Below are 22,743 nucleotides of genomic sequence, written 5' to 3'. Positions count from 1 at the left end.
CCGAACCACACCGTGCTGGAGCGCGGGGGCCTCACCATCGGCAGCGGCGTGAAGCTGTACGCCAAGGCCGGCGACGAGCCGGAGCGGCGGCTGCTGGTCTCCGGGGAGGTGACGGCCCTGGAGGTGGACCTGGACGACACCGGCACCTTCACGGTGGTGCGGGGGTTGGACCACTCGCACCGGCTGTTCCGCGGCCGCCGGGTGGTGGGCTACCGCGAGATGACCGCCTCCGACATCGTCCGCACCGTGGTGCGCAGGGCCGGGCTGGTGCTCGGGACGGTCGACGCCACCCGCACGGTGCTGCCGTACACCACCCAGGGCAACGTCACGGACTGGGAGTTCCTGACCGTGCTGGCTGCCGAGTCCGGCTGCGAGTTCGCGGTGGTGGACGGGAGGTTCGACTTCCGCAGGCCGGCCGAGGCCGCGGCCGCACCCAGCCCCGACACCCCCGTGCGCGCCAGCCCGTACGTGCTGGAGCTCGGGCGCAACCTGCTGCGCTGCCAGGCGGTGGTCACCTCCGCCGACCAGGTGCACGACGTGGAGCTGCGCGGCTGGAGCGTCCCGGCCAAGCAGGCGGTGGTGGCCCGGGTGCCGTCCGGGTCGACCGGCCGCTTCGCGCTCGGGCTGACTCCGGCGAAGGCGGGCGAGCCGTTCGGGCGGCCGGTGCTGCCGGTCACCGGGGTGCCGTACCGGAACGGGGCGGTGGCGGACACCGCTGCCCGCGCGCTGGCGGAGGAAGTCGCCTCCTCCTTCGCGGAGTTGGAGGTGGTGGCGATGGGCATCCCGGCGCTGCGGGCGGGATCGGCGATCGCGCTCACCAACGTCGGCAAGCCCTTCGAGGGGCGCTGGACGGTCACCGCGACCCGGCACGTCTTCGATCCGGGTGTGGGGTACCAGACCTGGCTGACCGTCGGCGGGGGCGGCACCCGGCCGGAGCCCGCGCGGCGGCGCGAGCGGATCCACGGCGTGGTCAACGCGGTCGTCACCGACATCAGGGACCCGGAGCACCAGGGCCGGGTGAAGCTCTCCTTCCCCTGGCTCTCCGAGGACTACGTCAGCGACTGGGCCCGCTCGGCGCAGTTCGGCGGCAAGGGTGGCGGCGGGGTGTTCGGCCCGGAGGTGGGGGACGAGGTGCTGGTCGCCTTCGGCCAGGGCCTGCTGGACCACCCGTACGTGCTGGGCGGCCTCTACAACGGACAGGACCACCCCGGTGCGCACGCCTCGGGGCTGGTGGACTCCACCAGCGGCCGGCTCAACCGCCGCTCCCTCGCCTCCCGTTCGGGCCAGCGGCTGGAGCTGCTGGACGTCGAGAACGGGCCGGTCGGGGTCCGGCTGGCGTCGGGGGACGGGAAGCTGCGGATCGACCTGGAGCAGCAGCGGACCGCGATCACCGTGCACAGCGACGGCACCGTCACGGTGGAGGCCCGGGAGAAGGTGACCGTCACGGGCAAGGGCATCAGCCTGGACGCGGGCGGAGGCGAGCTCGAACTCTCGGGCCGGTCGGTGCGGGTGACGGCCCGCTCGGGTGTCCAGGTGGACGGCGGCGCCGGGGCGTTGAAGCTGCAGAGCAACGGTCAGGTGGACCTCCAGGGCGCCACCGTGGGCATCGACGGGCGGGCGAGCACCGAGATCAAGGGCGGTGCGAGCTGCTCGATCCAGGCGGCCCTGGTGCGGATCAACTGAGTGGACGTCAACCCAGCGGAAGCGAAAGGACGGAGAGCGCGGATGCCGCCAGCAGCGAGGGTCGGGGACCCGACCGGACACCCCGGGGCGGTCGGGCCGCCCGGCGTGCCCACCGTGCTGATCGGCGGCCTGCCGGCCGCCGTGGTCGGCACCCCGCACGTCTGCTCCTTCCCACCGCCCGCCGTGCACCCGCCCACCGTCATGGTGCCGCCGGGCTGCCCGACCGTGCTGATCGGCGGGCGTCCGGCCGTCCGGATGGGCGACCTGGCGGGGTGCGGGGCCCCGGTGCTGGTGGGCTGCATGACCGTGCTGATCGGCGGATGAGCGTGAACGGGCAGTTCATCGGGGCCGGTTGGGAGTTCCCGGTGCGCACCGACCGGACCGGCTCGATCGCCCTGGTCGGCGCCGACCGCGAGATCGAGCAGAGCATCCACCTGATCCTGGGCACCGCCCCCGGGGAGCGGCCGATGCGCCCGGCCTTCGGCTGCGCCATCCACGACCACGTCTTCGCGCCGGCCGACTCGGCCACCGCCGGGCTGATCGCGTACGAGGTGCGGCTCTCCTTGGAGCGCTGGGAGCCGAGGATCGAACTGGCCGACGTGGCGGTCGGGTTCGACACCGTGGACCTCGGCAGGCTCTACATCGACATCCGGTACACGGTGCGCGGCACCAACGACCCGCGCAACCTGGTCTTCCCGTTCTACGTGATCCCCGAGCACGAGGGCGCCGACCTCCACGAAGCCGAGCACGACGGAGCCGGGCACGAGGGCGGGCAGCCGTGAGCCTGCCCGGGCCGAACCTGGACGACCGCCGCTTCCAGGACCTGGTGGACGAGGCCAAGCGGGCGGTTCAGCAGCACTGCCCCGAGTGGACCGACCACAACGTCTCCGATCCGGGCGTGACCCTGATCGAGACCTTCGCCCACATGGTCGACCAGCTGCTGTACCGGCTCAACCGGGTGCCGGACCGCAACCACCTGGCCTTCCTGGACCTGATCGGCCTGCGGCTGCACCCGCCGGCCGCCGCCCGGGCGGAGGTGACCTGCCGGCTCTCCGCCGCGCAGGACCAGCCCGTCGTGGTGCCGGCCGGCACCGAGGTGGCCACCGAGCGGACCACCGAGGACGAGCCGGTGGTCTTCTCCACCGACCGCGAACTGGTGATCCTGCCCTGCGCGTTGCTCCACCTCGCGACCGGGGCGGCCGACGCGGCCGGCGGTGTCGGCGAGGTCCGCGGGGCCGGCGGGGAAGGGCGCCTGACCGACCGTGACGTGGAACTGGCCGGCGCCGGGGGCACGGCCTGCTTCTCCCCGGTGCCGCGGCCGGGCGACGTGCTGGCCTTCGGCCTCTCGCAGGCGGTGCCGCACTGCCTGGTGGTGCTCCGGCTGGAGTTCCCGGTGCGCGGCCACGGCATCAACCCGCTGTACCCACCGCTGGTCTGGGAGGCCTGGACGGCCGAGGGGTGGGTGGAGTGCGAGGTGGAGGGCGACAGCACCGGCGGCCTGAACCAGAGCGGTGACGTGCAGCTCCACGTGCCCGGCGGCCACACCGCCTCGGTGGAGGCCCGACGGCGGGCCGGCTGGCTGCGCTGCCGGGTGCTGCCGCCGCTGTCCGGCCGCCCCGACTACTCCGCCAGCCCGGAGCTGGTCACGGCCCGGGCCTTCACCGTCGGCGGCACCACGAGTGCCGTGCACGGCGAACTGGTCACCGCCGAACTGCTGGGCACCGCCGAGGGCGTGCCCGGCCAGTGCTTCCCCGTGGCCCGCCCGCCGGTGGCCGCCGGCGGCGGGCCGCTGGTGCTGGAGGTGGCCGGCGCGCCGTGGCGGGAGGTCGAGCACTTCACCGACTCCGGCCCCGAGGACCCGCACTTCCGCCTCGACCGGGCCGCGGGAGAGGTCCGGCTCGGCCCGGCGGTACGGGAACCGGACGGCACCCTGCGCCGTTACGGCGCCGTCCCGGCGAAGGGCGCCCCCCGTCCGGCTGCGCGCCTACCGCACCGGCGGGGGACGGCGGGGCAACGTGGCCCGCCGCACCCTGACCGTGCTGCGCAGCTCGGTGCCCTACCTGGCCAGGGTGGAGAACCGGGCCGCCGCCACGGGGGGCGTCGACGGCGAACGGGTGGCGGACGCCCGGCAGCGCGGACAGCTCGAACTCCGCACCAGGGGAAGGGCGGTGACGGCCGAGGACTACGAGCAGCTGGCCCGGGAGGCGGCTCCCGAGGTCGGCCGGGTGCGCTGCGTGGGGGAGGAGCGGGGGCCGGACGCGGGCGGGGTGCGGGTGCTGCTGGTGCCCCGGGCCGAGGCCGATCCGTGGACCGGGCAGCTGGACTTCGGCCAACTGGTCTGCTCGGACGACCTGTTGGCGAGGGTGACGGCCCACCTGGACGCGCGGCGGCTGCTCGGCGCCCGGCTGCTGGTCGAGCCGCCGTACTACCAGGGCGTGACGGTGGTGGCCGAGGTCCAGGCCCGGCCGGGCCATTCGCGCGGCGTCCTGCAACGGCTGGCGACCGCCGAACTCCACCGCTACCTGGACCCGTTGACCGGCGGGCCGGGCGGTGGGGGCTGGCCGTTCGGCCGGCCGGTGGTGGCGGGGGAGCTGTTCGCGGTGCTGCAGCGGCTGCCGGGGCTGGAGCTGGTGGAACGGGTACGGCTGTACCCGGCCGATCCGCGGACCAGGCGCCGCGGCGAGGCGGCGGACCGGGTGGCGCTGGCACCGCACGCGCTGGTCTTCTCCTTCGAGCACCAGGTGCGCGTCTCGTGAGCGGCGGGGCGGTGCGGGGCGCCCTGTCCGGGCTGGGCACGCCGCACCCCATCGCCGGTCAACTCCCGGCCGTGTACGGCGAGAACGAGTTCCTGCACCGGTTCACGGAAGCCTTGGACGGCGTGCTCGCCCCGGTGTTCGCCACCCTGGACAACCTGCCCGCCTACTTCGACCCCGCGCTGGCCCCGGCGGACTTCGTGCGGAGCCTGGCGCACTGGGTCGGCGCGGCCCTCCCGGCGGAGCCGCGGCGGCAGCGGGAGGCGGTGCGGCGGGCGGTCGGCCTGCACGCCCTGCGCGGCACCCCGGCGGGGCTGGCGGACCGGGTGGAGCTGCACTTCGGGGTGCGGCCGGAGATCGAGGAGAGCGGCGGGGCGGCCTGGTCGGCCGTACCCGGAGGCGCCCTGCCGGGGACGGCGGAGGGGCGGCTGGTGGTGCGGCTGCGGCTGCCGGAGGGCGCCGCGGCGGTGGACGCGGCGGCGGTGCTGGAGCTGGTCCGGGCCGAGTGCCCGGCGCACCTGCGGCCGCGGGTCGAGGTCCTGACCGGCGACGACGGGAGTGGGCGGAGCACATGACGACCTGTGAGAACTGCGGGGCACCGACCGCGTGGGGCGAGGACTTCTGCGGGGCCTGCGGCGCGTACCTGTCCTGGGAGGACCGCCCGCGGCAGCCCGAGCCGACTGCCGCGCCGGCACCGGTGGCAGCCGCGACGCCGGTGGCACCCGCGACGCCGAGGGCGCCGACGGTGCCGGCCGCGCACGCGGTGCCGCCCCGGCCGACCGTGCCTCCGGCCGTCCCCGCGGTGGCGCCGACGGCCGGGCCCGTCCAGCCGGGGGCGCCGGTGCCCGCCCTCCCGGGGCCGGCGGCTCCACCGGTCGAGCCGCCGGAGCCGCCCGCCCCGGGCGAGTTGATCTGTGGTCAGTGCGGCAGCGGGAACGTGCCGAGCCGGCGCTTCTGCCGCCGCTGCGGGGCCTCCCTCACGGACGCCCCCGTGGCGGTGCGGCCACCGTGGTGGCGACGGCTGTCCGGGCCGCGCCGCCCGGGGCGGGCGGCGCCGGCGGCGGGGGAGCGGCTGAGGCGGCGGGTGTGGCGGCGGCCCCGGTTCGTGCTGCCGCTGCTGGTCCTGGTGCTGCTGCTGGGCGGTGGCTACCTGGCCCGGGCGCAGCTGTCGGCCGGGGTCGAGGCGGTCCGGGACCGGATCGCGGATCCCCAGCAGATCCACCCCACCGCCGTCCGGGCCTCCTCCGAACAACCCGGCCACCAGGCCGCCCTGGCGGTGGACGGCACCAACGACCGCTCCTGGTCCCCGGCCGGGGAGGGGGACGCCCGGGGCGAGTACCTGGAGGTCGAACTGCCTTCCCCGGTCCGCCTGGTGGACCTCGTGCTGCACAGCGGCGTGTCCGCCAACGCCGAACAGTTCCTCACCCAGGCCCGCCCCCGGGCGCTGACCGTCACCCTCACCGCCCCCGGCGGAGGCGTCACCACCCGCACCCTGCAGCTCGCCGACGCCCCGGGCCCGCAGAGGTTCCGCCTCGCCGTGAGCGGGGTCCAGCGCCTGCGCCTCACCGTCGACGGGGCCTACGGCACCGGTCCGGGCCGCCGGGTGGCCCTGGCCGAGGCGGAGTTCTTCCGCCGTCCCTGAGTGCCGCCGTCAGACGGCCGGGCCGGCCACGGTTTCGATGTGGGCCGGGGTCGGGAGGGGGAGTGGGCGGGTCAACTCGTAGAGCTCGTCCGGGGGTTCGGATCCGTCGCGGACGGCGGTGAGATAGGCGCGGGCCTGGTGGAGGAGCAGCCGCGGCGCGACCCTGCGGAGGTGGGCCAGGGCGGCCACCGCGCCCTCGGCGGCGTCCAGGGCACGGACGGCGGCGGCGAGCCGGTCGGGGGAGCGGTGGCCGTGGACGTGCATCAGGTACTCGTCCGTCCAGCCCTCGTCGGTCCACCAGACCGCGTTGACGTAGTGGAGGCTGCCGTCCACGCCGTCGACCACGAGGTGGCCGCCGTTCCAGCCGACGGCGTGCGGCTCGGCGTGCGGGTCGAGGTCGGAGCGGTCGTAGTGGATCAGCCAGCCGGCGTGGGGGATCTTCTTCACGCGCTGGATGTGGAACGGGGGCGCGGTCTCCGAGTGGGGCCAGCTCTCCTTCTTGGCGAGGTGGGCGCGGAGGATCTCGAGGGCGCGGTCACGGCTGATCACCCTGCCATCCTGCGGCACCGGTCAAGCGGGTTTCGCCTCGCTGTTGCGCCGAGCCTTGCACCGCCTGCTATCTTGCGTCGCATGGTACCTGGCAACACACACACGGGCGGAGGTGGCGCCGACCCGTCGGACGGGGCGGTCGCCACTCAGCTGCGCAAGGGCGTGTTGGAGTACTGCGTCCTGGCACTGCTGCGCGACGCCCCGCGCTACGGGGTCGAGCTGCTCCAGGAGCTCGAACGCTTCCCGACGCTGGCGACCAGTCAGGGGACCATCTACCCCCTGCTCTCCCGGCTGCGCCGGGCCGGGCTCGCCGACACCTTCCTGCGGGACTCCGCCAGCGGACCGTCCCGCCGCTACTACACGCTGACCGAGGCCGGCCGCGCGGCGCTGGAGGAGTTCACCACGCTGTGGCCCGCCTTCCGCGAAGCCGTCGACCACGTCCTCACCCCGGGAGAGAAGCCGTGAACAACCCCATCGACCACCCCCTGGTCCGCGAACACCTCGACGCCGTCGCCCGGTTGACCGCCACCCTGCCCGCCGAGCGTCGGCGCGAGCTCCTCGCCGACCTGCGCGAGCACGTCGAGGTGGCCCTCGCCGAGGCGTCGGAGGGGGACGAGGCGGCGGCCCGGCAGGTGCTGGAGCGGCTCGGCACTCCCCGGCAGATCGCCGACGCGGCGCTGGCCGAGGAGGGCCAGGCCCGGCCCGTCGCGGAGGGCGGGCGGCGGACCACCGTCACGCTGCTGACGGCCGGCCTGGTCCTCCCGCTGCTCCTCGTCCCGGGCGTCGGTCCGGGCCTCGCCCTGATCGCCGCGATCGTCGCGGCCGTACGGGTCGCCCGGGCCCCGCAGTGGTCCGCGCGCGAGAAGCGCCTGGCCGCCCTGCTGCTGCTCAGCCCCCTGGTGGTCGTGCCGCTGGCCGGCGTCGCGATCGCCCTGACCACGGCCATGGGCCTGACCCCGGCGGCCGTGCTGGCGGCCTGCGTGGTGGGCTTCGCCCCGACCGTGCTCGCCGTGGCCCTGCTGGCCCGCTCCGCCGCCCGGGTGCGGGCCGCCGCTGCCTGAGTCCCCGGCGGGGCTTGACCCTGACACCGTGTGAGGCCGTTGGCTGAGCCCGTCGGCCCCAGAGGAAACGGAAGAGGACCACCGCATGTTCGGCTACACCGGCTCAGGCCCCTACTGCTACACCAACTCCCTCGCGATGCTGCTCGGGCCCGCCGCCCCGTCCACCACCGTGCTGGAGACCCTGACCGGCTCGGCGTTCGGCGCCGAACTCATCGCCGGGGAGCTGCCCTTCTTCAGCCCGTACGGCTGGGACCCGGAGCTCGGCCTGGACGCGGCGGTCGACCTGCTCGGCTGGCGGTGCGAGCGCACCGCCGGAGGGACGGCCGAGCAGGCGGTCGAACGGCTGCGGCGCGCCTGCGCCGAAGGCGGACCGGTGCTCGCCGGGCCGGTGGACATGGGCCTGCTCCTGTACCAGCCCGGCACGCCGAACGCCGACGGCGGCGACCACTACGTGGTGGTCCTGGAGGTGGGGGAGGACGGCACCGTGCTGCTCCACGACCCGCACGGGCACCCGTACGCGACCATGCCGCTCGACGCCTTCACGGCCGCCTGGGCGGGGGATTCGGTCGCCTACACGGCCGAGCCGTACGTGCTGCGCAGCGGCTTCGTGCGGGAGCGGGAGGTCGGCACCGAGGAGGCCCTGCGGGCCTCGCTGCCGGGTGCGGTGCGGTGGCTGGCGGGCCGTCAGGAGCTGCGGATGCCGCCCGGCTCACTCGGCGGGGAGGCGGCGCTGGAGGCGCTGGCGCGGCAGGTGGAGGCCGGGCTCGCGCCGGGCGTGCGGGACCTGCTGCAGCACTTCGGCGTCCGGGTCGCCGCGCGGCGGCTGGCCGACGCGGCCTCCTGCCTGGCCCTGCTCGGGCTGGCCGAGGCGGCCGCCGAGGCGGCCGGGCAGGCCCGCGCCCTCGGCGGCCTCCAGTACCCGGTGGTCACGGGGGACGACGCGGCCCTCGCCGCCGGGCTGCGCCGTCTGGCGCCCGGCTACGCGCGCCTGCGGCGGGCCCTGGAGGCCGCCCTCGCGGACGGGGCGGCGGCCTGACGGACGCTCAGCCGGTCGGCGGGAGGTGCCGGGCCGGGACGATGGCGACGAGGTCGGATCCGCCCGGCAGGGCGCAGGGCACGTCCTCGATCCGCGCCGACGCGTCGTCGGTCGGGAGGATCCAGTCGAAGCAGGCCCGTACGCGGGCCTCGTCCGGGGCGCCGATGCCGAAGCGGGCGTGGCCGACGGCGTCGACCGTCAGCCGGATCGCGCCCGGACGGATCTCGGCCTCCACACCGGTGCCGTGGGCTCGGCCGTAGCCCTCGGCGGCGGTGGCGGCCCATGCCGCGTCCTGCTCCGAGCGGGACGGGAGGTAGCTCTCGCTCATCCGGGCGGCGGCGCCCTGGGACACGGCGAGCGCCCTGTCCCGGGCGTCTGCGAGGGCCTGGTCCCCGCCGGGGGCGAGCCAGGTGGTCCAGGCGTAGCAGGCGGCCACCGCACAGGCCGTCACGACGGCCGAGCAGACGCCGAAGACGGGCAGGAGCACCGTGCGGACACGCATCGTCGGCCACCTTTCGCGGCTGGGACTTCGAGGGGACGGAACGCGAGGCCCACGGCTGCTCAGCGCTTGAACAGCGGCGGGAGGAGGATGACCGCCACCGCGCCGAGGATCAGGACCAGTGCCAGCCCGAACCCGCGCAGGAGCCGGCCGAGCGGTGGGCCGGAGGCGAGGGCGGTGAAGGCCGCGCCGACCACCAGCACGATCAGCAGGACGACGCCCGCGAGGGCCACGACTCCCAGTGCCATGGGTCGATCCTGCCTCGGAGGGTGTAGGGGCTGGTGCGGGTGGTGCCGGTGAGGGCCGCAGTGCGTGAACACTCGGTGGGCACCAAGTCATTACAGCAGCTTCACAAGGTGCAAACCGGACATCGGGCCCCGTCCGAGGTCACGGCTGGATACCGTTCGTCGGCGATCGGGTTATCGATTTCGTGTTGGCCGGGTCATGGCGTAGTGTCGTGTTCACCGACGCGGGGTGGAGCAGCTCGGTAGCTCGCTGGGCTCATAACCCAGAGGTCGCAGGTTCAAATCCTGTCCCCGCTACGAAGAGGAGCCCGGATTCGGCACGCAGCGCGTGCCGAATCCGGGCTCCTTCCGTTTCCTCGCGTTCCTCACGTTCCTCAAGGGGTGGCCGGGGGGAGCCCCAGGGAGTGGAGCATACGGGCGTGGCCCAGGCGGGACCGGGCCGCGGCTGCGGGGTCGCCGTTGCGGCGGTGGGCGGTGATGAGCAACTGCCAGGCCTCCTCGCGGAACGGGTCGATCTCCAGGCTGCGGGCGGCGGTCTGGGCTGCGGCGGCCGGGGCGCCGTCGAGGAGTTCGAGCCGGGTGAGGGCGAGCGCGGCCTCGGCGGCCTCGCGGCGGTAGTGCTCCCGGCGCTCGACCACCCACTCGGCGGGGCCGTCCTCGGGGAGCAGGTCGCCGGTGTAGGTGCTGAGGGCCCGGCGCAGGCCGGCCCGGCCGCCCTGGGCCACCGCCTGGTCGAACTGCCGTACGTCGCACGACCACTGGTCGGGCACCCGGAGCTGGTAGGCCTCGCCGAGGCGCTGCAGGAGCTGCGGCGTGCCGCGCGCGGCGCCGGGCTCCAGCAGGGCGCGGAGCGAGGACACCGCGACCTGGAGCGAGCGGCCCGCCGCGGCCGGCGGGCGGCCGGGCCAGAGGGGACTCCATCAGGATCTCGCGGTGCACCGGCCGGTTGGGCTGGATGGCCAGTATCCGGAGCAGGGCGCGCGCCCGGGGCCTGGTCAGGCCCCAGTCCAACAGCCGCCCGTCGCGGCCGAGTTGGAAGCCGCCGAAGCAGCGCAGGGTGGTGGCGGGGAGGGTGGGGGCGGTGGGGGCGGGAGCGAGGTGTCCCTGGAGGTGGAGCCGGAGCAGGGGTGCCACCCAGCGGCCGTCGGGGGTCAACAGGGCGCGGTCCTCCGTGAGTTCGGCCAGCAGCCAGTCGCTGTCGGTGCGGCCGGTGACGGCGTCGCAGCGCTCGGGGGTGAGCACCGGGAGGGCGGAGACCTGGGCCAGGAAGCTGCGCAGTGCGGCCGGCAGCGGGGCCAGCACCTCGCGGTCCAGGTAGGCCCGGGCGAGCGGCCCCGGGCGGGGGGCGCCGCCGAGCAGGAGGAGGGCGGCGGGCCAGCCGGCCGCGAGCTCGTCCGGGGCGGTCGTGTGACCGTCCGCCGCGGCCGCCGGTCCGTGCTCGGTGGCGACGTGCAGCCGGGCCGTCTCGGCGGGGCCGAAGCGGAGCTCGGCGGGGCCGAGCACGGTGGTGCCGGCGAGTTCACGGCGGGTCAGGTTGATCAGGGGGCGGCGCCGTCCCGCCGCCACCACCCGCAGGCCGGGCGGGGCGAGCAGGGCCAGCTCCTCGACTGCGGCCTCGGCCGGGGTGCCGTGCACCTGGTGCAGGTCGTCGACCAGCAGCAGGACGGGCCGGCCACGGCCGCCGCAGGCGCGCAGGAAGCCCTCCACCGTGCCGCCGGACTCCGGGAGTTGGCGGCCGAGCGCGCTGAGCAGCGAGTCCGTGCCGGTGGTGCCCCGGCAGGGCTGCCAGCGGACCACGCGGGTGCCCGGCCCGGCCCGGTCCGCGGCCTGGGCCAGCAGGGTCGACTTGCCGAACCCGGCCGGGGCGACCAGCAGGGCGAGCGGGCTCCGGCCCGCGTCGGCCGGCCTCGGGAGCAGCCGGTCGAGGAGCCGCTCCCGGAGCAGGACGGGCGGCCGGTCCTGCCCTCGGTCCGCCTGTCCGTCGGCTCGTTCGCCGGCCCGTCCGTCCGCCCGTCCGTCCGCCTGACCGCCTGCCTGCCCGTCCGCCTGTCCGGTCATCCGTCGGGCCGGAGCCCGGGCCGGGCCCTCCTCGCTCGTTCCGCGCACAGTCCGCAGCGCTCCCACCTGCACGATGAGACACCATCAGTCGCCGCCCGCACCTGGGCACGGACACTGTAGGAGCTGCCCACCGCGCACACCAGAGGCGCACATCGCGCGCGCATCCGGCGCGCGGCGGGCTTGGTGCGCCGTCGAACGAGCACCCGGACGCGGTGGACGCGGTGGACTCAGGGGCGGTACAGCTCGTCGATCTTGTCGATCTTGCCGGAGCCCTTCTCGAGGGTGACGGCGAACTGGTTGCCGTAGCAGCCGTACGGGAGACGGACGGAGTTGCGGTCGGTCAGGCAGGTGTCGAGGTGCTTCATGAAGTCCTGGAGCGGGAGCTGCCTGGCCTTCAGCTCGTGGAGCACGGAGCTCTTGACCTCGTTGGTCAGCTGGAAGACCTTCACCGGGCCGGTGGCCTCGAAGTAGCCCTCGCCGGGGACCTCGGGGCCGCAGCGGAAGACGGTCTCCTGGGCCTTGATCCAGACCGAGGTGGAGTAGCCGACCTCGACGGCCTGGAGCACCCGGCCGACCTGGGCGGCGTTGGCGGTGCAGTCGGCGGACGGTGCGGCGCCGGGCTTGGTGGTCCTGGTGGCGCTCGGCTTGGCCGGGCCGGCGGTGGGGGTGCCGGTGGATCCGTGCGTCACCGGGGTGGCGGCCGAACCGGGCGTGGTGGCGGTGGGCGTGGCGGTGGTGCTCGGGGCGAGGGCGGTGTTGGCGGTGCCCGGCGCGGCTGCGGACGAGCCTCCGTCGCCCTGCGGCCCGCAGGCGGTCAGGGCCAGGCCGGTGGCGGCCAGCAGCAGGGCGGTGGTGGCGGTGGTGGAGAACTGGCGGACTCGCATGGTGCTTCCCCCGAAAGGTGAGTGGGCGTTGGTCACCCCTCCACACGGGCGTCCCCCCGGGGTCGGTCGCACCCTCTGACGTGCTGTGACGGGAACCGGACATTGTCACGGGGGCGCGCGGGCGGGAAGTGCACGCTCCCTTGTCGGCCTCCGGGGCCGGTGGTGTGATGAAGTGACCGGTCGCTGCGCCAGGTGGGGGAGAACCCCGTGGCCCCGGCGGCGGTTCGGTCTGACGGTCCACCAGGCGGGGTACGGGGCGGCTCGACGGGGTGACGGCGGCGGCAGCGGCAGCGGCAGCGTTCGCGGTGGCCGGGCGAGGTGACCGGGAGGCGGCGGCGGTGCGGCTGTGACGGCCGAGGCGACAAGCGGACGGCAATTCGTCGTCAAGTCGCTCGGGCCATGCTCGTTCCGGCAAGCGCACGACGAGGAGGACGGCATGACGGGTGGGAAGAGCGGCGGGCACGCGGTCGTCGCAGGGGCTGGGATCGGCGGGCTGCTCGCGGCCCGGGTGCTGTCGGAGACGTACGAGCGGGTGACCGTGGTGGACCGGGACGCGCTCCCGGAGACGGCGGCCGCCCGGCGCGGGGTTCCGCAGAGCGGGCACGCGCACGGAATGCTGGCCAAGGGCTTCCAGGTGCTGGAGGAGCTCTTCCCCGGCCTCGGTGAGGACCTGGTCGGCCAGGGGGCGCTGGTCCGGGACGCGCAGGCGGACGTGCGCTGGTTCAACGACGGGTACGAGATGAAGCAGGCGCACTCGGGCCTGCCCTGTCTGCTGGTCAGCCGGCCCGCGCTGGAGCGCTACCTGCGCTCCCGGGTGGCCGCGCTGCCCGGTGTGGAGGTGCGCGACCGCTGCGAGGTGCTGGAGCCGGTCGCCGACCCGACCCGGAGCCGGATCACCGGGGTACGGGTGCTGGAGGTCAACGCCGAGCCGGAGCAGCTGACGGCCGACCTGTTCGTCGACTCGACCGGCCGCAGCAACCGGGGCGAGGCCTGGCTGCGCTCGCTCGGCTACCAGCCGGCCCCGGAGGAGCGGATCGACTCCAAGGTGGTCTACGTCTCCCGGGAGTACGTGCGCCGGGCCGGCGAGGCCGACGCCGACGCGTACGTGATCGGCGCCACCGGGGCGGTCCCGCGCGGCGGCGTGGCGCTCAGCGCCGAGGGGGACCGCTGGCTGGTCACCATGTTCGGCATGAACGGCGACCACCCGCCGGTGGACCCGGAGGGCTACCTGGGCTTCGCCGCCCGGCTGGCCGTGCCCGAGCTGCACCGGCTGATCGAGCGTCTGGAGCCGGTCACCGAGCCCAAGCTGATGCGCATTCCGGTCTCCATCCGGCGGCGCTACGAGAAGGTCGAGCGGATGCCGGAGGGCTACCTGGTCTTCGGCGACGCGATCTGCCAGTTCAACCCGACCTACGGCCAGGGCATGACGGCGGCGGCCTGCCAGGCGGAGGCGCTGCGCGAGGCGTTCGGCCGGCTGCGCGGGGCCGCCGCCGCGAAGGAGTTCTTCCGCCGGGCGGCGCAGGTCACGGACGTGCCGTGGGACATGTCGGTGGGGGCCGACCTGCGGTACCCGTTCGTGGAGGGCAGGCGCACCCTGCGGGTCAAGCTGCTCAACCGGTACGTGGGCCGGCTGCACCGGGCCGCGGCCGAGGACGCCGCCACCGGCCGGGAGTTCCTGTGGGTGGCCAACCTCCAGGCGCCGCCGCAGCGGCTGTTCGCCTGGAAGGTGCTCGGCCAGGTGCTGCGGCCGCGTCCGTCGCGGGCGGCCGCAAGGCCGGCGGTGCGGACCTCGGCGCAGCCGGGGACCTCGGCCACCTGAACGCCGGGACCGTCGCGGGGGACCGGCGGGGAACCGTCGGCGGCGACGGGCGGGGAACTGTCGGTGGGGACCGGCAGGATGGCGGGATGGACGAACACGACGAGGAGCTGTTGCTACGGGGCCGGGTCTACGGCGCCGACCACGGGGCGCCCGACCAGGGGCCGCTGCCCGGCCGCGTCTACCGCGAGCTGGTCGGGGGTCCGCTGGACGGGCTGCTGCTGGACGTCACCGGTACGGCCGAGGACGAACTGGCGGCGGGGGCGGCCCTGGTGACGGAGCTCGGCTCGCACGGCCCCGGCGGCCGGGCGCACTACGAACCGCGCCCGTCCGACCAGGGCAAGTGGGACTGGGTTGGCGACTCGCTCTGACGAGCCGCCCGCCCGGAGGAGCGGGCCACCCTGGCCCACGGGGGTGGTCAGGGTGGCCGCTCACTCGGTGTGGCCCGCTCCGCTCGGTGCGGCACGCCGCTCGCGGTCCTCGCCCTCCGGGGCCGCCCGGTGGCGGGGTCAGGCGCTGAAGGCCTCCTGGTAGGCGGGGGTGGTGATCGGGAGGCGGCTGAGCAGCGGCTCGGGGAGGTCGAAGGCGTCCACCAGGGGGAGGGCGTGCCCGGCCAGCCGGTTGAGGGAGCGTTCGCGCAGGGCGGGGAGTTCGGCGGCCTGACGGGCGGTCAGGGCGCCGGTGGCCAGCAGGCCGGTGGAGTGGCGGTCGATCCGATCCAGGGTGAACAGCCGGTGCAGGTCGGCCAGCAGGCTCCGCGCGGTCGGCTCGGTGGCGGCCTCGGCCCAGGCCAGCAGCGCGGCCCCGGCGGCGTGCTCGGCCCTGGCGGTGACGGCGGCCAGCGAGTCGGGGGCGGCGGCGTTCCACCGGTCGATCGCCTCTCCGGCGGGGGCCTCGCGGAGCAGTACCCGGGCCCGGCCGAGGTGGTGGCGCCCGGCGGCGGCCAGGAGGGCTTGGCGTCCGGCGGGGTCGCGGAGCGCGCGGTGCACGGGGGCGCCGTCACCGTCGGCCGGGGCGGCCGCCGCTGACGCACCGTCGGCGGCGAGGAGCAGCTCGGCGGCGGCCTTGGCCCAGAGGGCGAGGTTGTCGCCCTCGGCGGTGATGGTGCCCTCGATGTCGGCGGCCAGGGCGGTGAGCCCGTTCACCGGGAGCAGGCCCTGGGGCGCCGCAGCGCTCGCGGCTCTCCAGGATCAACTCGCGTGCCCGCCAGGTGTTCCAGCCCTTGGTGACGGCCACCTGCCGTTCTGCGGCGTCCCGTGCGACCGGGTCGGCCGGGTCGTGGGCCAGCCAGTCGGCCAGCGTCCGGCGGTGCAGGGCGGTCATCGCGTAGACGGTGGCCAGGCCGGCCAGCAGCGGGCCGTGGTGCGTGCGGTGGGCCCAGAGCGGCACCCGTCGGTCCGGCCGGGCCCCGCTGACCCGGCGGTGCTGCGAGTATCGGACGGCGGTGGCCAGCGCGGCCCGCGCACCGCCGATCGCACTGGCGCTCATGCAGAGCTTGCCGGCCGTCACCCGGCCGATCGCGGCCAGGAAACGTTTCCGCTTGCTGCCGAAGGCGCTGCCGAGCGTGCCGTCGTCGGCGAGCCGTCCGTGCGCGCCGGTGAGCAGGGCCTCGAAGGGGAGCACCACCCGGTCGAAGGAGGTCAGGCAGTGGTCCACCGGGCTGCCGGGGCGCTGCGGCAGCGGGTGCACGGTGACGCCGGGCAGCGGATGGCCGGTCTCGTCGGTGAGCGGGGTGAGGAAGAGGAAGACCCCGTGGTCGCGCCCGTCGGCCCGGAGCCGGGCCGCGACCACGGCGGACTTGGCGCCGCCGGTCGGGCCCGTGTTGGGCATGAACTTGGCGGCGGACGGGGCGGGGGTGTGCAGCGTGAAGGTGCGGCCGGTGCGGTCATAGTCGGCGGTGGTCTCCAGCGCGGCGGCGTCGTTGCCGTGGCCGAGCTCGGTGCAGAGGAAGGTGCCGATCCGCTCCATCCGCAGGTACGCGTCCAACGGGCGCTTGGGGGAGGCGTCGTGGTCGAGCAGGCTGCCCAGGAAGAGGTTGTAGTGGATGCCGGAGAGCACGGTGAGCGCCCCGTCGGCCGGGCCGGTCCACTCGTGCATGGCCGCCAGCCGCTCGGGCGAGGCGGCCAGGGCGACGGCGTCCACGCTCGCGTTCACGGCGCGCAACCGACGGTAGGAGGCGGCGAGTTGCTCGGAGGCGGGGTCTTCCGGGCGGCGGTGCATGCGGGGATCGGCCACCAGGTCGCGCCAGGGGCGGTGGACGCGGTCGCGGTCGGGGCCGAAGAGGAGCCGCGTCAGCTCGGCGGTGGGGGCGTGGTCGTGCGTGTTCGTGTGCGTGTGCGCGGGTGTTTGCGTGTGCTCGTGCTCCGGGACGGGAGCGGACCGGCTGTGCGGGATCATGGTCATACGTGGGGAATTGATCTACCGTCGGATCGGTCACGGCCGTGTGAGGGAGATCACCGTCCGCTGACGGCCCGTCGGGCGATCTTCGTCAGGACCGAGGGGTGCATCAGCAGGGAGGACGGGGCGGTCATGTTGGCCACCCGGACGAAGCGGGTCCAGACGTCGGCGTCGTACCGGGCGAGTGCGAACACCTGCTGGTTGAACCAGTGCGCGAAGCGGGCGGCCAGGGGCCGGTCCGACTCGCTCCACATCAGGTCCGAGGTGGTGGAGAGCGACCACGGCACCTTGATGATCGCGGCCGCCCGGCGCAGGTAGTCCCGGCTCAGGCCCGCCAGGCCCGTGCCCGCCGCCCGGCGACGGCGCAGCAGCGAGCCCAGCATGTCGGTCTCGATGGCGGGGACGGTCAGCCCCTGGCCGTAGACCGGGTTGAAGACGCAGAGCGCGTCGCCGATCGCGATCAGCCCCTCCGGCCAGCCGGGGTTGCGGTGGTGCAGGCGCCAGGTGCTGCCGGGGTTGGTGTAGCGGTGCAGCTCGTCGTGGCTGCTGCGGCGGGCGATGTGCTCGGCCAGGCGCGGGTTGTCCAGGGTGCGGGCGTACTCCAGGAAGCCGTCCGGGTCGGTGGGCGGATGCTGCTCGAAGCCGAACAGCGAGCAGACCCAGCGGCCGTTCTCCACCGCCAGCATCGCGCCGCCGCGCCGCACCGAGGGGGCGAAGCTCATCTGGTACGCGAGGTCGTACTCCTGTGGCTCCGTGGTGCGGTCGAAGACCATCGTGGTGTAGGTGATCTTCGCCTTGACCGTGTTCCGCGCCGAGACCGGCAGCCGGGCCCCGGTCAGCCACTCGTCGATCGCGGTGGTGCGGCCGGAGGCGTCCACCACCAGGTCGGCATCGGCCTCCAACTCCTCGCCGGCCGCGGTCCGGTAGCGGACCGACCCGATCCGGCCGTCGGCGGCGCGGCCCAGGCCCTGGACGCGGACCCCGCCGAGCAGCCGGACCGGCGGCAGGTCGAGCACCCGGCCGCGGATCCGCCGCTCCAGCTCGTCCCGGGTGAAGCACTGCACCCGCACACCGGTGGTGGTCCGGGTGGCGTAGCCGGTCGGCAGCAGGAAGCTGATCCGCTCTCCGTAGTCGAAGACCGGCGCCCCGAGCGCCTCCAACTCCGCACGCAGACCCGGGAAGAGCTCCTCCAGCACCTCGGCGCCCTTGGCCAGCATCGCGTGCGCGTGGTACCCCTGCGGGGCGCTCGGATGCGCACCGGTCTCCCGGTCCATCACGTCCCGCTCCAGCACCAGGACCTCGGCGAAGTGGTCGGCCAGGGTCCGCGCCGCCAGCAGGCCGGCGTAGCCGCCGCCGATCACCACGGCCTGTCCCCAGGCCGGGCTTCCCGCGCTCGTCTCGTCCATGCCTGCCGCTCCCCGCTCGTCGGGCCACCCGTCCGTGCCCCACTCCATCCTGTGGCTCCGGGGGTGATCAAGGGGGACCGAGGGGCGCGCGGAGGTGCACGGGCGGCGCTGACGCGGTGTCAGGGTGCGCTGGGCGGAGTGCCGTTGGCGGGTCGGTACTCCGGCAGGCGGGCCTGGAGGTCCGCGAGCAGCGCGCGCAGGGCGGCCACGTCGTCCTTGTCGGCGACCTGGTCGCCGGGCCGCAGCCGGACCAGCAGCGTGCCGCCCGGCTCCAGCACCACCAGGGAGGCCTCCTCGATGGAGTCACCGCCCTGGTGGTGCACCGCGACGTCCAGGTCCGCCGGGCGCAGCCCCTGACGGCGGATCATGCGGCGGTCGTACGCCCCGTCCCGCGCCAGCACCGTCTCGGTCCCCTGGAACAGCCGCGAGAACCAGTCCCAGCGCGCCGCCTGACGCACCAGCACCGCATCGGTGAAGAGCAGCACGACGGCGCCGAACAGGCCGCCGCTGAGCGAGTTGTCGTCCCCGATGACGGCGTTCTGCACCACGTTGGAGAGCAGCAGCATGACCACCAGGTCGAAGGTGTTCAGCTGCGCCAGCCCGCGCTTGCCGACCACCCGGAGCAGCACCAGCAGCGCCAGGTAGACCACCACGGTCCGGACGGCCTTCTCGGCGTACGGGACGCCCGCGTCGAACAAGTCCTGCCACATCCGCCCGAGGCTAACCGCGGTGCGGCGGCCGCCCGCCGCGCCGCGCCGCCACCCGTCCCCGGTCGGCCCAGCGCCGACGCGGCCCTCGTCTACGGCAGGCCCGCCGCGACCTCGAAGCCCGACGCCTCGTCCCACGGGACCGCTTCCCACAGCCGCTCCAGGGCCGTCCCGATCCGGCCGACCAGTGGCCAGTCCGGGGCGTCCCCGACGAGGGTGACCGTGGCGAGCAGGTCGCAGCCCCAGACGCCGTGCCCGTCATCGGGCGAGGCCTCGATCACGAACTCGGCGATCCGTGCCACCCCCACGTGGACCTCCAGGGTCAGCAGGTCACCCACCGGCCGGCCGTCGGGCCCCGCCGTCGCCAAGCGGAACGCGGAGACCCCGTCGGCGAGGCCTGGGCAGCTCTCCCCGAACAGCGGCCCACCGGTGGCCAGGAGCTCGTCCAGCAGGAGGCTGACCGCGCTGTCCGCGTGCTCCTCATCAGCGCGGCAGAAGAAGCTGAGCCGGTACGCCACGATCCGCCCCGTCCTCGCAGGAGCCGTCCCCGCCCTTCGGGAAGCCGTCGGCGACCCTACCGGCACTCCGGACGCCTCCGGGGACCGCCGCGGAAACCACCTGGCCACACCGGTGGTCGCTGCGGCATGCTGCCGGTTGAGGGGATGGACCGATGTCCCTGCCGGAGGACGCGACCACCCGCCTGTGGTGGCTCGCTGTCGAGCGGGCAGCCGGGTGGCGGGTCGGCGCCGACCGTCTGATCGAGGCAGGCCTCGCGGCCTTGCTCGACGGCGTGGACTGCCAATCCCTGCGCCTGCTGGCGGGGTTGGGGCGATCGGAGGAGTTGGAGGCCGCCTCACTCTTCGAACGGACTCTGGAGGAGCTCGGTGTCGCCACCGCCGTCCCTGCCGACGCGGACCAGGCCCTGTGGGCGATGGCCCGCTGCTGGGCGTCCCGGATCGTCGACGGCCGGCTCGACCCCCTGGAAGGAGCGGACCTGATCCTGTGGCACGTCTACGTGCCGCTGGACGGACCGGAGGAGCTCCACGCCATCACCGAGGGAGCGATCGACCGCGACCCGAGCCGGACCGTCCCGCCGGAACAGAAGCGGACCAACACCATCCGGGCCGCCGAGCGGTTCCTCGGAAGCGATCCCCGGATCCGTCCGGACCCTGACCCCGTGACGGTGCTTCACCGGGGCCGATGACCGCGGGGTTGGCAAGTTCGGTCGTTCTTCGGCACCGGCAGCGGCGTGGGATGTCCCGCGAGTGGGAGCTCAACGTGACCGGGGACCGCAAGCGCAAGGCGGGCGTTCGTGCCCACCAGGACGTCGTATCTCGTGGCCCGGGGGAACTCGTTCTGCCGACCATGCGCCGAGGTGACGGTGCGGTGGCAGAGACCGTCGCGTGGCTGAGCGAGAACGTCACGCGGGATCAAGACCCCGACCGCGAGCAGCTACGGCGTCAAGCACGTGATGGAGCGGGCGGGCGGCGCGTACGTCACGAACGGCGTGTTCATCGCTGCCGCCCTCATCGCGGGCTACCCCTTCAAGTACGACCAGCCGAACGTGCTGTTCGGGCATGAGCGCTCGTGATCTGAACCGGCTGCGGTCGATCCGCTGACCGAGGGACAGGGAGGGGGCTCCGGTGGGGGTGGGGGCCACCGGAGCCGGTGGGGTCAGTGGGCGCGGTCCTGGAGGTCGGCCATGGCGACGGCGGCGCGGATGTACTTGTTGCGGCCGAGGTCGCCGATGTTCTTGATCTTCAGGGCTTCGAGGGCGGTGCCGTGGGCGTCGGTCAGTCCGGCCAGGGCCGCGACCGGGGGCGTTGAGCACCTCCTCGAGGGTGAGGTTCTCGTAGGCCTTGTCGAGGAGCTTGTCGAGGTCGGCGGTCACCGTCATGGCACAGGTCCCTTGCTTGTCGGAGCGGTCTCCCGACAGCAAACCCGTCGCGGGCGGGCCCCCGCACTCCGGATGCGGCGCCCGGATGAGAGCGCGGTGCCGGTCCTGGCTCCGCTCCCGTGCCGACGTCGGCGGTGGTGGCAGAAAAGGTGGGAAGTGCGTCATTGCTGACGCGGCGTCGGCGCTGGGAGGGTGGAGGGCATGGAGCAGCGCAGTGTGCTGGTGGTCTCTTCGAGGACGTTGCAGAGCCTGGACGCCACCGGGCCGTTGGAGGTGTTCGCCGGGGCGGGCGGGGTGTCGCCCGGGGTACCGGGTGAGCACCGCCGCGCGCTCGGTGGGGGGCCGGTGCGGGCGGACAGCGGGCTGCGGCTGCTGCCCGACCACGACCTCGCGGAGGTCGGCCCGCCGCACACCCTGGTGGTGCCCGGTGGCCAGGGCACGCAGCGGCCGGACCCGGTGCTGGTGCGGCGTATCGCCGAACTGGCCGCCGGGGGCCGAGCGGGTGGCCTCGGTCTGCACCGGCGCGTTCCTGCTCGCCCGAGGCCGGTCTGCTGGCCGGCCGCCGGCCACCACGCACTGGGCCTACTGCGAGGCGCTGGCCCGCCGCTTCCCCGAGACCGAGGTCGACCCGGAACCGATCCACGTCCGGGACGGCCCGATCGCCACTCAGGCCGGGGTGACGGCCGGGATCGACCTGGCGCTGGCCCTGGTCGAGGAGGACCACGGCAGGGAGGCCGCGCTGACCATCGCCGGCACATGGTAGTTCCTGCGCAGCGCCGGCCGCCACGGCGCAGTTCTCCGTCCAGCTCTCCGCCCAACTGGCGGAGCGGCAGCCGCTGCGCGCGAGCTCCAGCAGTGGATCGCCGAGCACGACCCGCGAGGACTCTCGGTCCCGCGCTCAGCCCTCCGGGCCGCGCTGTCGCCCGCGTCACTTCGCCCGCGCCTTCAACGGCCGAGGTCGGCGTCACGCCCGGCCGCTACGTGGACGGCGTCCGGCTGGAGGCGGCCCGGCGCGCTGGAGGAGGGACGGGAGGGAGATCACGAGGAGGTCGCACGGGCGTCCGGCTACGGCACCACGGAGGCGATGCGCCGCGCCCTTCGCCCGCACCCCTCTGCGGTGACGCCGGGGGAGTACCGCGCAAGTCGCCGCCGAGCCGAACTGAGGTGGCGCGGGCGTGCGGCACGGCACGGTGGAGGACGACGCGCCCGGGGCTCTCGCCGCATGCCCCGCGGTGACGTCCGGGGAGTACCGCGCAAGTTCGCCGCGAGCTGCTCCGCTGCCGAGCGCTGCGCGCCTGCCTCGGTTTCGTGAGGAGAAGTGAATGACGAACAGCGGAGGAAAGACATGAAGATCGCGATCCTGCTCTACGACCGCTTCACCACACTGGACGCCGTGGGCCCGTACGAGTGCTCGGCCGGATGCGGGCGTGGAGGTGGTGTTCACGGCCGCGGCGGCCGACCGGTCCGCGGCGACCAGGGCAGTCTGGCGTTGGTGGCGGACGCGGCGTTTTGGCGGAGTGACCGCGCCGACCCTGCTGCTGTGCCGGGCGGGCCGGTACGGAGGCGTCCTGACGGACCGAAGGTGCTCGACTGGGTGCGGGAGTGGACGCGGGGAGCACCTGGACCACCTCGGTCCTGCTCGGGCTCGCTGATCCTGCCGCGGCGTCTGCTGACGCGGCGTGCGGGCGACACGCACTGGGCCGGCCACGAGGTGCTGGCCCGCTTCGGCGCCGTGCCGCCGAGGAGCGGGTGGTCTTCGACGGCAGTACGCGAACCGCCGCCGGGTTTCGGCCGGGATCGACCTCGGCACTTCACCTGGCCGGGCTGATCGCGGGGGACGCGGTGGCCCAGGCGATCCAGTTGATCACGGAGTACGACCGCAACCGCCGTACCGGGCCGGCTTCCTTGGCCACCGCGCCGACGGAGGTGGTGGCCTCGGTCACGGCGTGCAGGATCGAGGTGGAGTCGGCGCTGATCGACCCGGCCTCGCCGTTGGCGGCCGCCGCCCGGGCCTGAGGCGCGAAGGGGCGGGGGCACGGGGGCGAGGAACAGGGGACGAGGAACGGGACGAGGAGCGGGGCGGCGGCGCGTCCGGCGCACAGGGAGTGCC

At 75.0% G+C, this 22,743-nt stretch carries 24 protein-coding genes, 1 tRNA gene and 3 pseudogenes; 16 read left to right on the top strand and 12 right to left on the bottom strand.

The features are described from left to right. The 6 genes and pseudogenes from ABD946_RS06485 to ABD946_RS06460 form a co-directional block, all read left to right on the top strand. On the top strand, nucleotides 1-1,683 hold a 1,683-nt coding region (locus ABD946_RS06485; RefSeq protein ID WP_345280968.1), incomplete at its 5' end, for a VgrG-related protein. Between the two features lie 42 nt (nucleotides 1,684-1,725). Next, nucleotides 1,726-2,007, top strand: a complete 282-nt coding sequence (locus ABD946_RS06480; protein WP_345280965.1) for a PAAR domain-containing protein — start codon at nucleotides 1,726-1,728, stop codon at nucleotides 2,005-2,007. Nucleotides 2,008-2,009: 2 nt separating this feature from the next. Then, on the top strand, nucleotides 2,010-2,465 hold the full coding sequence (locus ABD946_RS06475) for a GPW/gp25 family protein (RefSeq protein WP_345280972.1): 456 nt from the start codon (nucleotides 2,010-2,012) through the stop codon (nucleotides 2,463-2,465). Continuing rightward, a pseudogene (locus tag ABD946_RS06470) lies at nucleotides 2,462-4,439 on the top strand (putative baseplate assembly protein). Before ABD946_RS06475 ends, ABD946_RS06470 begins: the two are co-directional and overlap by 4 nt. Next, a complete protein-coding gene (locus tag ABD946_RS06465; protein ID WP_345280964.1) occupies nucleotides 4,436-5,011 on the top strand; it encodes a phage tail protein in 576 nt (191 codons plus the stop codon). The pseudogene ABD946_RS06470 and the gene ABD946_RS06465 overlap by 4 nt, the downstream one beginning before the upstream one ends. Continuing rightward, entirely contained in the window at nucleotides 5,008-6,078 is a 1,071-nt protein-coding gene (locus ABD946_RS06460; protein ID WP_345280962.1) for an NADase-type glycan-binding domain-containing protein, read from the top strand. Before ABD946_RS06465 ends, ABD946_RS06460 begins: the two co-directional genes overlap by 4 nt. Before the next feature lie 9 nt (nucleotides 6,079-6,087). Here the strand turns inward: ABD946_RS06460 and ABD946_RS06455 are convergent, their stop codons facing one another. After that, complete coding sequence (locus tag ABD946_RS06455; RefSeq protein ID WP_345280960.1) at nucleotides 6,088-6,627, bottom strand: hypothetical protein; 540 nt, start codon at nucleotides 6,625-6,627, stop codon at nucleotides 6,088-6,090. A gap of 81 nt (nucleotides 6,628-6,708) precedes the next feature. Here ABD946_RS06455 and ABD946_RS06450 point away from each other — a divergent pair, with 81 nt between their 5' ends. The 3 genes from ABD946_RS06450 (at nucleotide 6,709) to ABD946_RS06440 (ending at nucleotide 8,724) form a co-directional block, all read left to right on the top strand. Then, complete coding sequence (locus tag ABD946_RS06450) at nucleotides 6,709-7,092, top strand: PadR family transcriptional regulator (protein ID WP_345280958.1); 384 nt, start codon at nucleotides 6,709-6,711, stop codon at nucleotides 7,090-7,092. Continuing rightward, complete coding sequence (locus tag ABD946_RS06445) at nucleotides 7,089-7,688, top strand: HAAS signaling domain-containing protein (RefSeq protein WP_345280956.1); 600 nt, start codon at nucleotides 7,089-7,091, stop codon at nucleotides 7,686-7,688. Before ABD946_RS06450 ends, ABD946_RS06445 begins: the two co-directional genes overlap by 4 nt. Before the next feature lie 85 nt (nucleotides 7,689-7,773). Then, nucleotides 7,774-8,724 carry a cysteine peptidase family C39 domain-containing protein gene (locus tag ABD946_RS06440; protein ID WP_345280954.1) on the top strand — a complete coding sequence of 317 codons (951 nt, stop codon included), beginning with the start codon at nucleotides 7,774-7,776 and terminating at the stop codon, nucleotides 8,722-8,724. A 7-nt stretch (nucleotides 8,725-8,731) separates the two neighbouring features. On the opposite strand, the gene ABD946_RS06435 is transcribed toward ABD946_RS06440, so the two are convergent. After that, nucleotides 8,732-9,226, bottom strand: a complete 495-nt coding sequence (locus ABD946_RS06435) for a hypothetical protein (RefSeq protein WP_345280952.1) — start codon at nucleotides 9,224-9,226, stop codon at nucleotides 8,732-8,734. A gap of 59 nt (nucleotides 9,227-9,285) precedes the next feature. Further along, the gene (locus ABD946_RS06430) at nucleotides 9,286-9,471 is read right to left on the bottom strand and encodes a hypothetical protein (protein ID WP_345280950.1); all 186 of its coding nucleotides are present in this window, start codon (nucleotides 9,469-9,471) and stop codon (nucleotides 9,286-9,288) included. Nucleotides 9,472-9,691: 220 nt separating this feature from the next. Between ABD946_RS06430 and ABD946_RS06425 the strand changes: the two genes are divergently transcribed. Continuing rightward, nucleotides 9,692-9,765: transfer RNA gene (locus ABD946_RS06425), tRNA-Met, on the top strand. A 77-nt stretch (nucleotides 9,766-9,842) separates the two neighbouring features. Here the strand turns inward: ABD946_RS06425 and ABD946_RS06420 are convergent. From ABD946_RS06420 to ABD946_RS06410, 3 genes and pseudogenes are all read right to left on the bottom strand, one after another. Continuing rightward, complete coding sequence (locus ABD946_RS06420) at nucleotides 9,843-10,328, bottom strand: AfsR/SARP family transcriptional regulator (protein WP_345280948.1); 486 nt, start codon at nucleotides 10,326-10,328, stop codon at nucleotides 9,843-9,845. Between the two features lie 292 nt (nucleotides 10,329-10,620). Then, nucleotides 10,621-11,526, bottom strand: a pseudogene (locus tag ABD946_RS43300) (winged helix-turn-helix domain-containing protein); the annotation flags it as partial. Between the two features lie 227 nt (nucleotides 11,527-11,753). After that, nucleotides 11,754-12,410, bottom strand: a complete 657-nt coding sequence (locus ABD946_RS06410) for a hypothetical protein (RefSeq protein ID WP_345280945.1) — start codon at nucleotides 12,408-12,410, stop codon at nucleotides 11,754-11,756. A 436-nt stretch (nucleotides 12,411-12,846) separates the two neighbouring features. On the opposite strand from ABD946_RS06410, the gene ABD946_RS06405 reads away from it, so the two are divergent. Then, nucleotides 12,847-14,229, top strand: coding sequence for an NAD(P)/FAD-dependent oxidoreductase (locus ABD946_RS06405; RefSeq protein WP_345280943.1), 1,383 nt, complete (start codon nucleotides 12,847-12,849; stop codon nucleotides 14,227-14,229). An 86-nt stretch (nucleotides 14,230-14,315) separates the two neighbouring features. Continuing rightward, on the top strand, nucleotides 14,316-14,597 hold the full coding sequence (locus tag ABD946_RS06400) for a hypothetical protein (protein WP_345280942.1): 282 nt from the start codon (nucleotides 14,316-14,318) through the stop codon (nucleotides 14,595-14,597). A 138-nt stretch (nucleotides 14,598-14,735) separates the two neighbouring features. Here ABD946_RS06400 and ABD946_RS06395 read toward each other — a convergent pair whose 3' ends face one another. The 5 genes from ABD946_RS06395 to ABD946_RS06375 form a co-directional block, all read right to left on the bottom strand. Beyond that, the gene (locus tag ABD946_RS06395; RefSeq protein ID WP_345280970.1) at nucleotides 14,736-15,215 is read right to left on the bottom strand and encodes an acyl-CoA dehydrogenase; all 480 of its coding nucleotides are present in this window, start codon (nucleotides 15,213-15,215) and stop codon (nucleotides 14,736-14,738) included. Nucleotides 15,216-15,225: 10 nt separating this feature from the next. Then, nucleotides 15,226-16,629: an acyl-CoA dehydrogenase family protein gene (locus tag ABD946_RS06390; protein ID WP_345280940.1), complete on the bottom strand. Its 1,404-nt coding sequence runs from the start codon at nucleotides 16,627-16,629 to the stop codon at nucleotides 15,226-15,228. A 50-nt stretch (nucleotides 16,630-16,679) separates the two neighbouring features. Next, nucleotides 16,680-18,029, bottom strand: coding sequence for an FAD-dependent monooxygenase (locus ABD946_RS06385; RefSeq protein ID WP_345280938.1), 1,350 nt, complete (start codon nucleotides 18,027-18,029; stop codon nucleotides 16,680-16,682). A gap of 119 nt (nucleotides 18,030-18,148) precedes the next feature. Continuing rightward, nucleotides 18,149-18,739, bottom strand: a complete 591-nt coding sequence (locus ABD946_RS06380; protein ID WP_345280936.1) for a DUF421 domain-containing protein — start codon at nucleotides 18,737-18,739, stop codon at nucleotides 18,149-18,151. Nucleotides 18,740-18,828: 89 nt separating this feature from the next. Next, nucleotides 18,829-19,254, bottom strand: coding sequence for a hypothetical protein (locus ABD946_RS06375; RefSeq protein WP_345280934.1), 426 nt, complete (start codon nucleotides 19,252-19,254; stop codon nucleotides 18,829-18,831). A 152-nt stretch (nucleotides 19,255-19,406) separates the two neighbouring features. Between ABD946_RS06375 and ABD946_RS06370 the strand changes: the two genes are divergently transcribed. The 4 genes and pseudogenes from ABD946_RS06370 to ABD946_RS06355 all read left to right on the top strand — a co-directional run. Then, entirely contained in the window at nucleotides 19,407-19,940 is a 534-nt protein-coding gene (locus ABD946_RS06370; protein ID WP_345280932.1) for a hypothetical protein, read from the top strand. A 264-nt stretch (nucleotides 19,941-20,204) separates the two neighbouring features. Further along, nucleotides 20,205-20,327 (top strand): hypothetical protein, encoded by a 123-nt coding sequence (locus tag ABD946_RS06365; RefSeq protein WP_345280930.1) that lies wholly within the window; start codon nucleotides 20,205-20,207, stop codon nucleotides 20,325-20,327. A gap of 86 nt (nucleotides 20,328-20,413) precedes the next feature. After that, the gene (locus ABD946_RS06360) at nucleotides 20,414-20,563 is read left to right on the top strand and encodes a hypothetical protein (protein ID WP_345280928.1); all 150 of its coding nucleotides are present in this window, start codon (nucleotides 20,414-20,416) and stop codon (nucleotides 20,561-20,563) included. A gap of 271 nt (nucleotides 20,564-20,834) precedes the next feature. After that, nucleotides 20,835-21,771, top strand: a pseudogene (locus tag ABD946_RS06355) (GlxA family transcriptional regulator); the annotation flags it as partial. A 673-nt stretch (nucleotides 21,772-22,444) separates the two neighbouring features. Here ABD946_RS06355 and ABD946_RS06350 read toward each other — a convergent pair. Next, nucleotides 22,445-22,743, bottom strand: a 299-nt coding sequence (locus tag ABD946_RS06350; RefSeq protein ID WP_345280926.1) for a hypothetical protein, incomplete at its 5' end; no start/stop codon positions are given.

Origin of the sequence: Kitasatospora albolonga, from assembly GCF_039535905.1 — a bacterium.
GTDB classification, from domain to species: domain Bacteria; phylum Actinomycetota; class Actinomycetes; order Streptomycetales; family Streptomycetaceae; genus Kitasatospora; species Kitasatospora albolonga.
This window is presented reverse-complemented; position numbering and strand designations above follow the sequence as displayed.

Bases quoted from the DNA above. Each gene is read 5' to 3' on its own strand.
- ABD946_RS06410 (WP_345280945.1), bottom strand. From the start codon at position 12,410: ATGCGAGTCCGCCAGTTCTCCACCACCGCCACCACCGCCCTGCTGCTG.
- ABD946_RS06400 (WP_345280942.1), top strand. From the start codon at position 14,316: ATGGACGAACACGACGAGGAGCTGTTGCTACGGGGCCGGGTCTACGGC.
- ABD946_RS06440 (WP_345280954.1), top strand. From the start codon at position 7,774: ATGTTCGGCTACACCGGCTCAGGCCCCTACTGCTACACCAACTCCCTC.
- ABD946_RS06380 (WP_345280936.1), bottom strand. From the start codon at position 18,739: ATGTGGCAGGACTTGTTCGACGCGGGCGTCCCGTACGCCGAGAAGGCC.
- ABD946_RS06430 (WP_345280950.1), bottom strand. From the start codon at position 9,471: ATGGCACTGGGAGTCGTGGCCCTCGCGGGCGTCGTCCTGCTGATCGTG.
- ABD946_RS06460 (WP_345280962.1), top strand. From the start codon at position 5,008: ATGACGACCTGTGAGAACTGCGGGGCACCGACCGCGTGGGGCGAGGAC.
- ABD946_RS06450 (WP_345280958.1), top strand. From the start codon at position 6,709: ATGGTACCTGGCAACACACACACGGGCGGAGGTGGCGCCGACCCGTCG.
- ABD946_RS06480 (WP_345280965.1), top strand. From the start codon at position 1,726: ATGCCGCCAGCAGCGAGGGTCGGGGACCCGACCGGACACCCCGGGGCG.
- ABD946_RS06370 (WP_345280932.1), top strand. From the start codon at position 19,407: ATGTCCCTGCCGGAGGACGCGACCACCCGCCTGTGGTGGCTCGCTGTC.
- ABD946_RS06435 (WP_345280952.1), bottom strand. From the start codon at position 9,226: ATGCGTGTCCGCACGGTGCTCCTGCCCGTCTTCGGCGTCTGCTCGGCC.
- ABD946_RS06390 (WP_345280940.1), bottom strand. From the start codon at position 16,629: ATGACCATGATCCCGCACAGCCGGTCCGCTCCCGTCCCGGAGCACGAG.
- ABD946_RS06405 (WP_345280943.1), top strand. From the start codon at position 12,847: ATGACGGGTGGGAAGAGCGGCGGGCACGCGGTCGTCGCAGGGGCTGGG.
- ABD946_RS06385 (WP_345280938.1), bottom strand. From the start codon at position 18,029: ATGGACGAGACGAGCGCGGGAAGCCCGGCCTGGGGACAGGCCGTGGTG.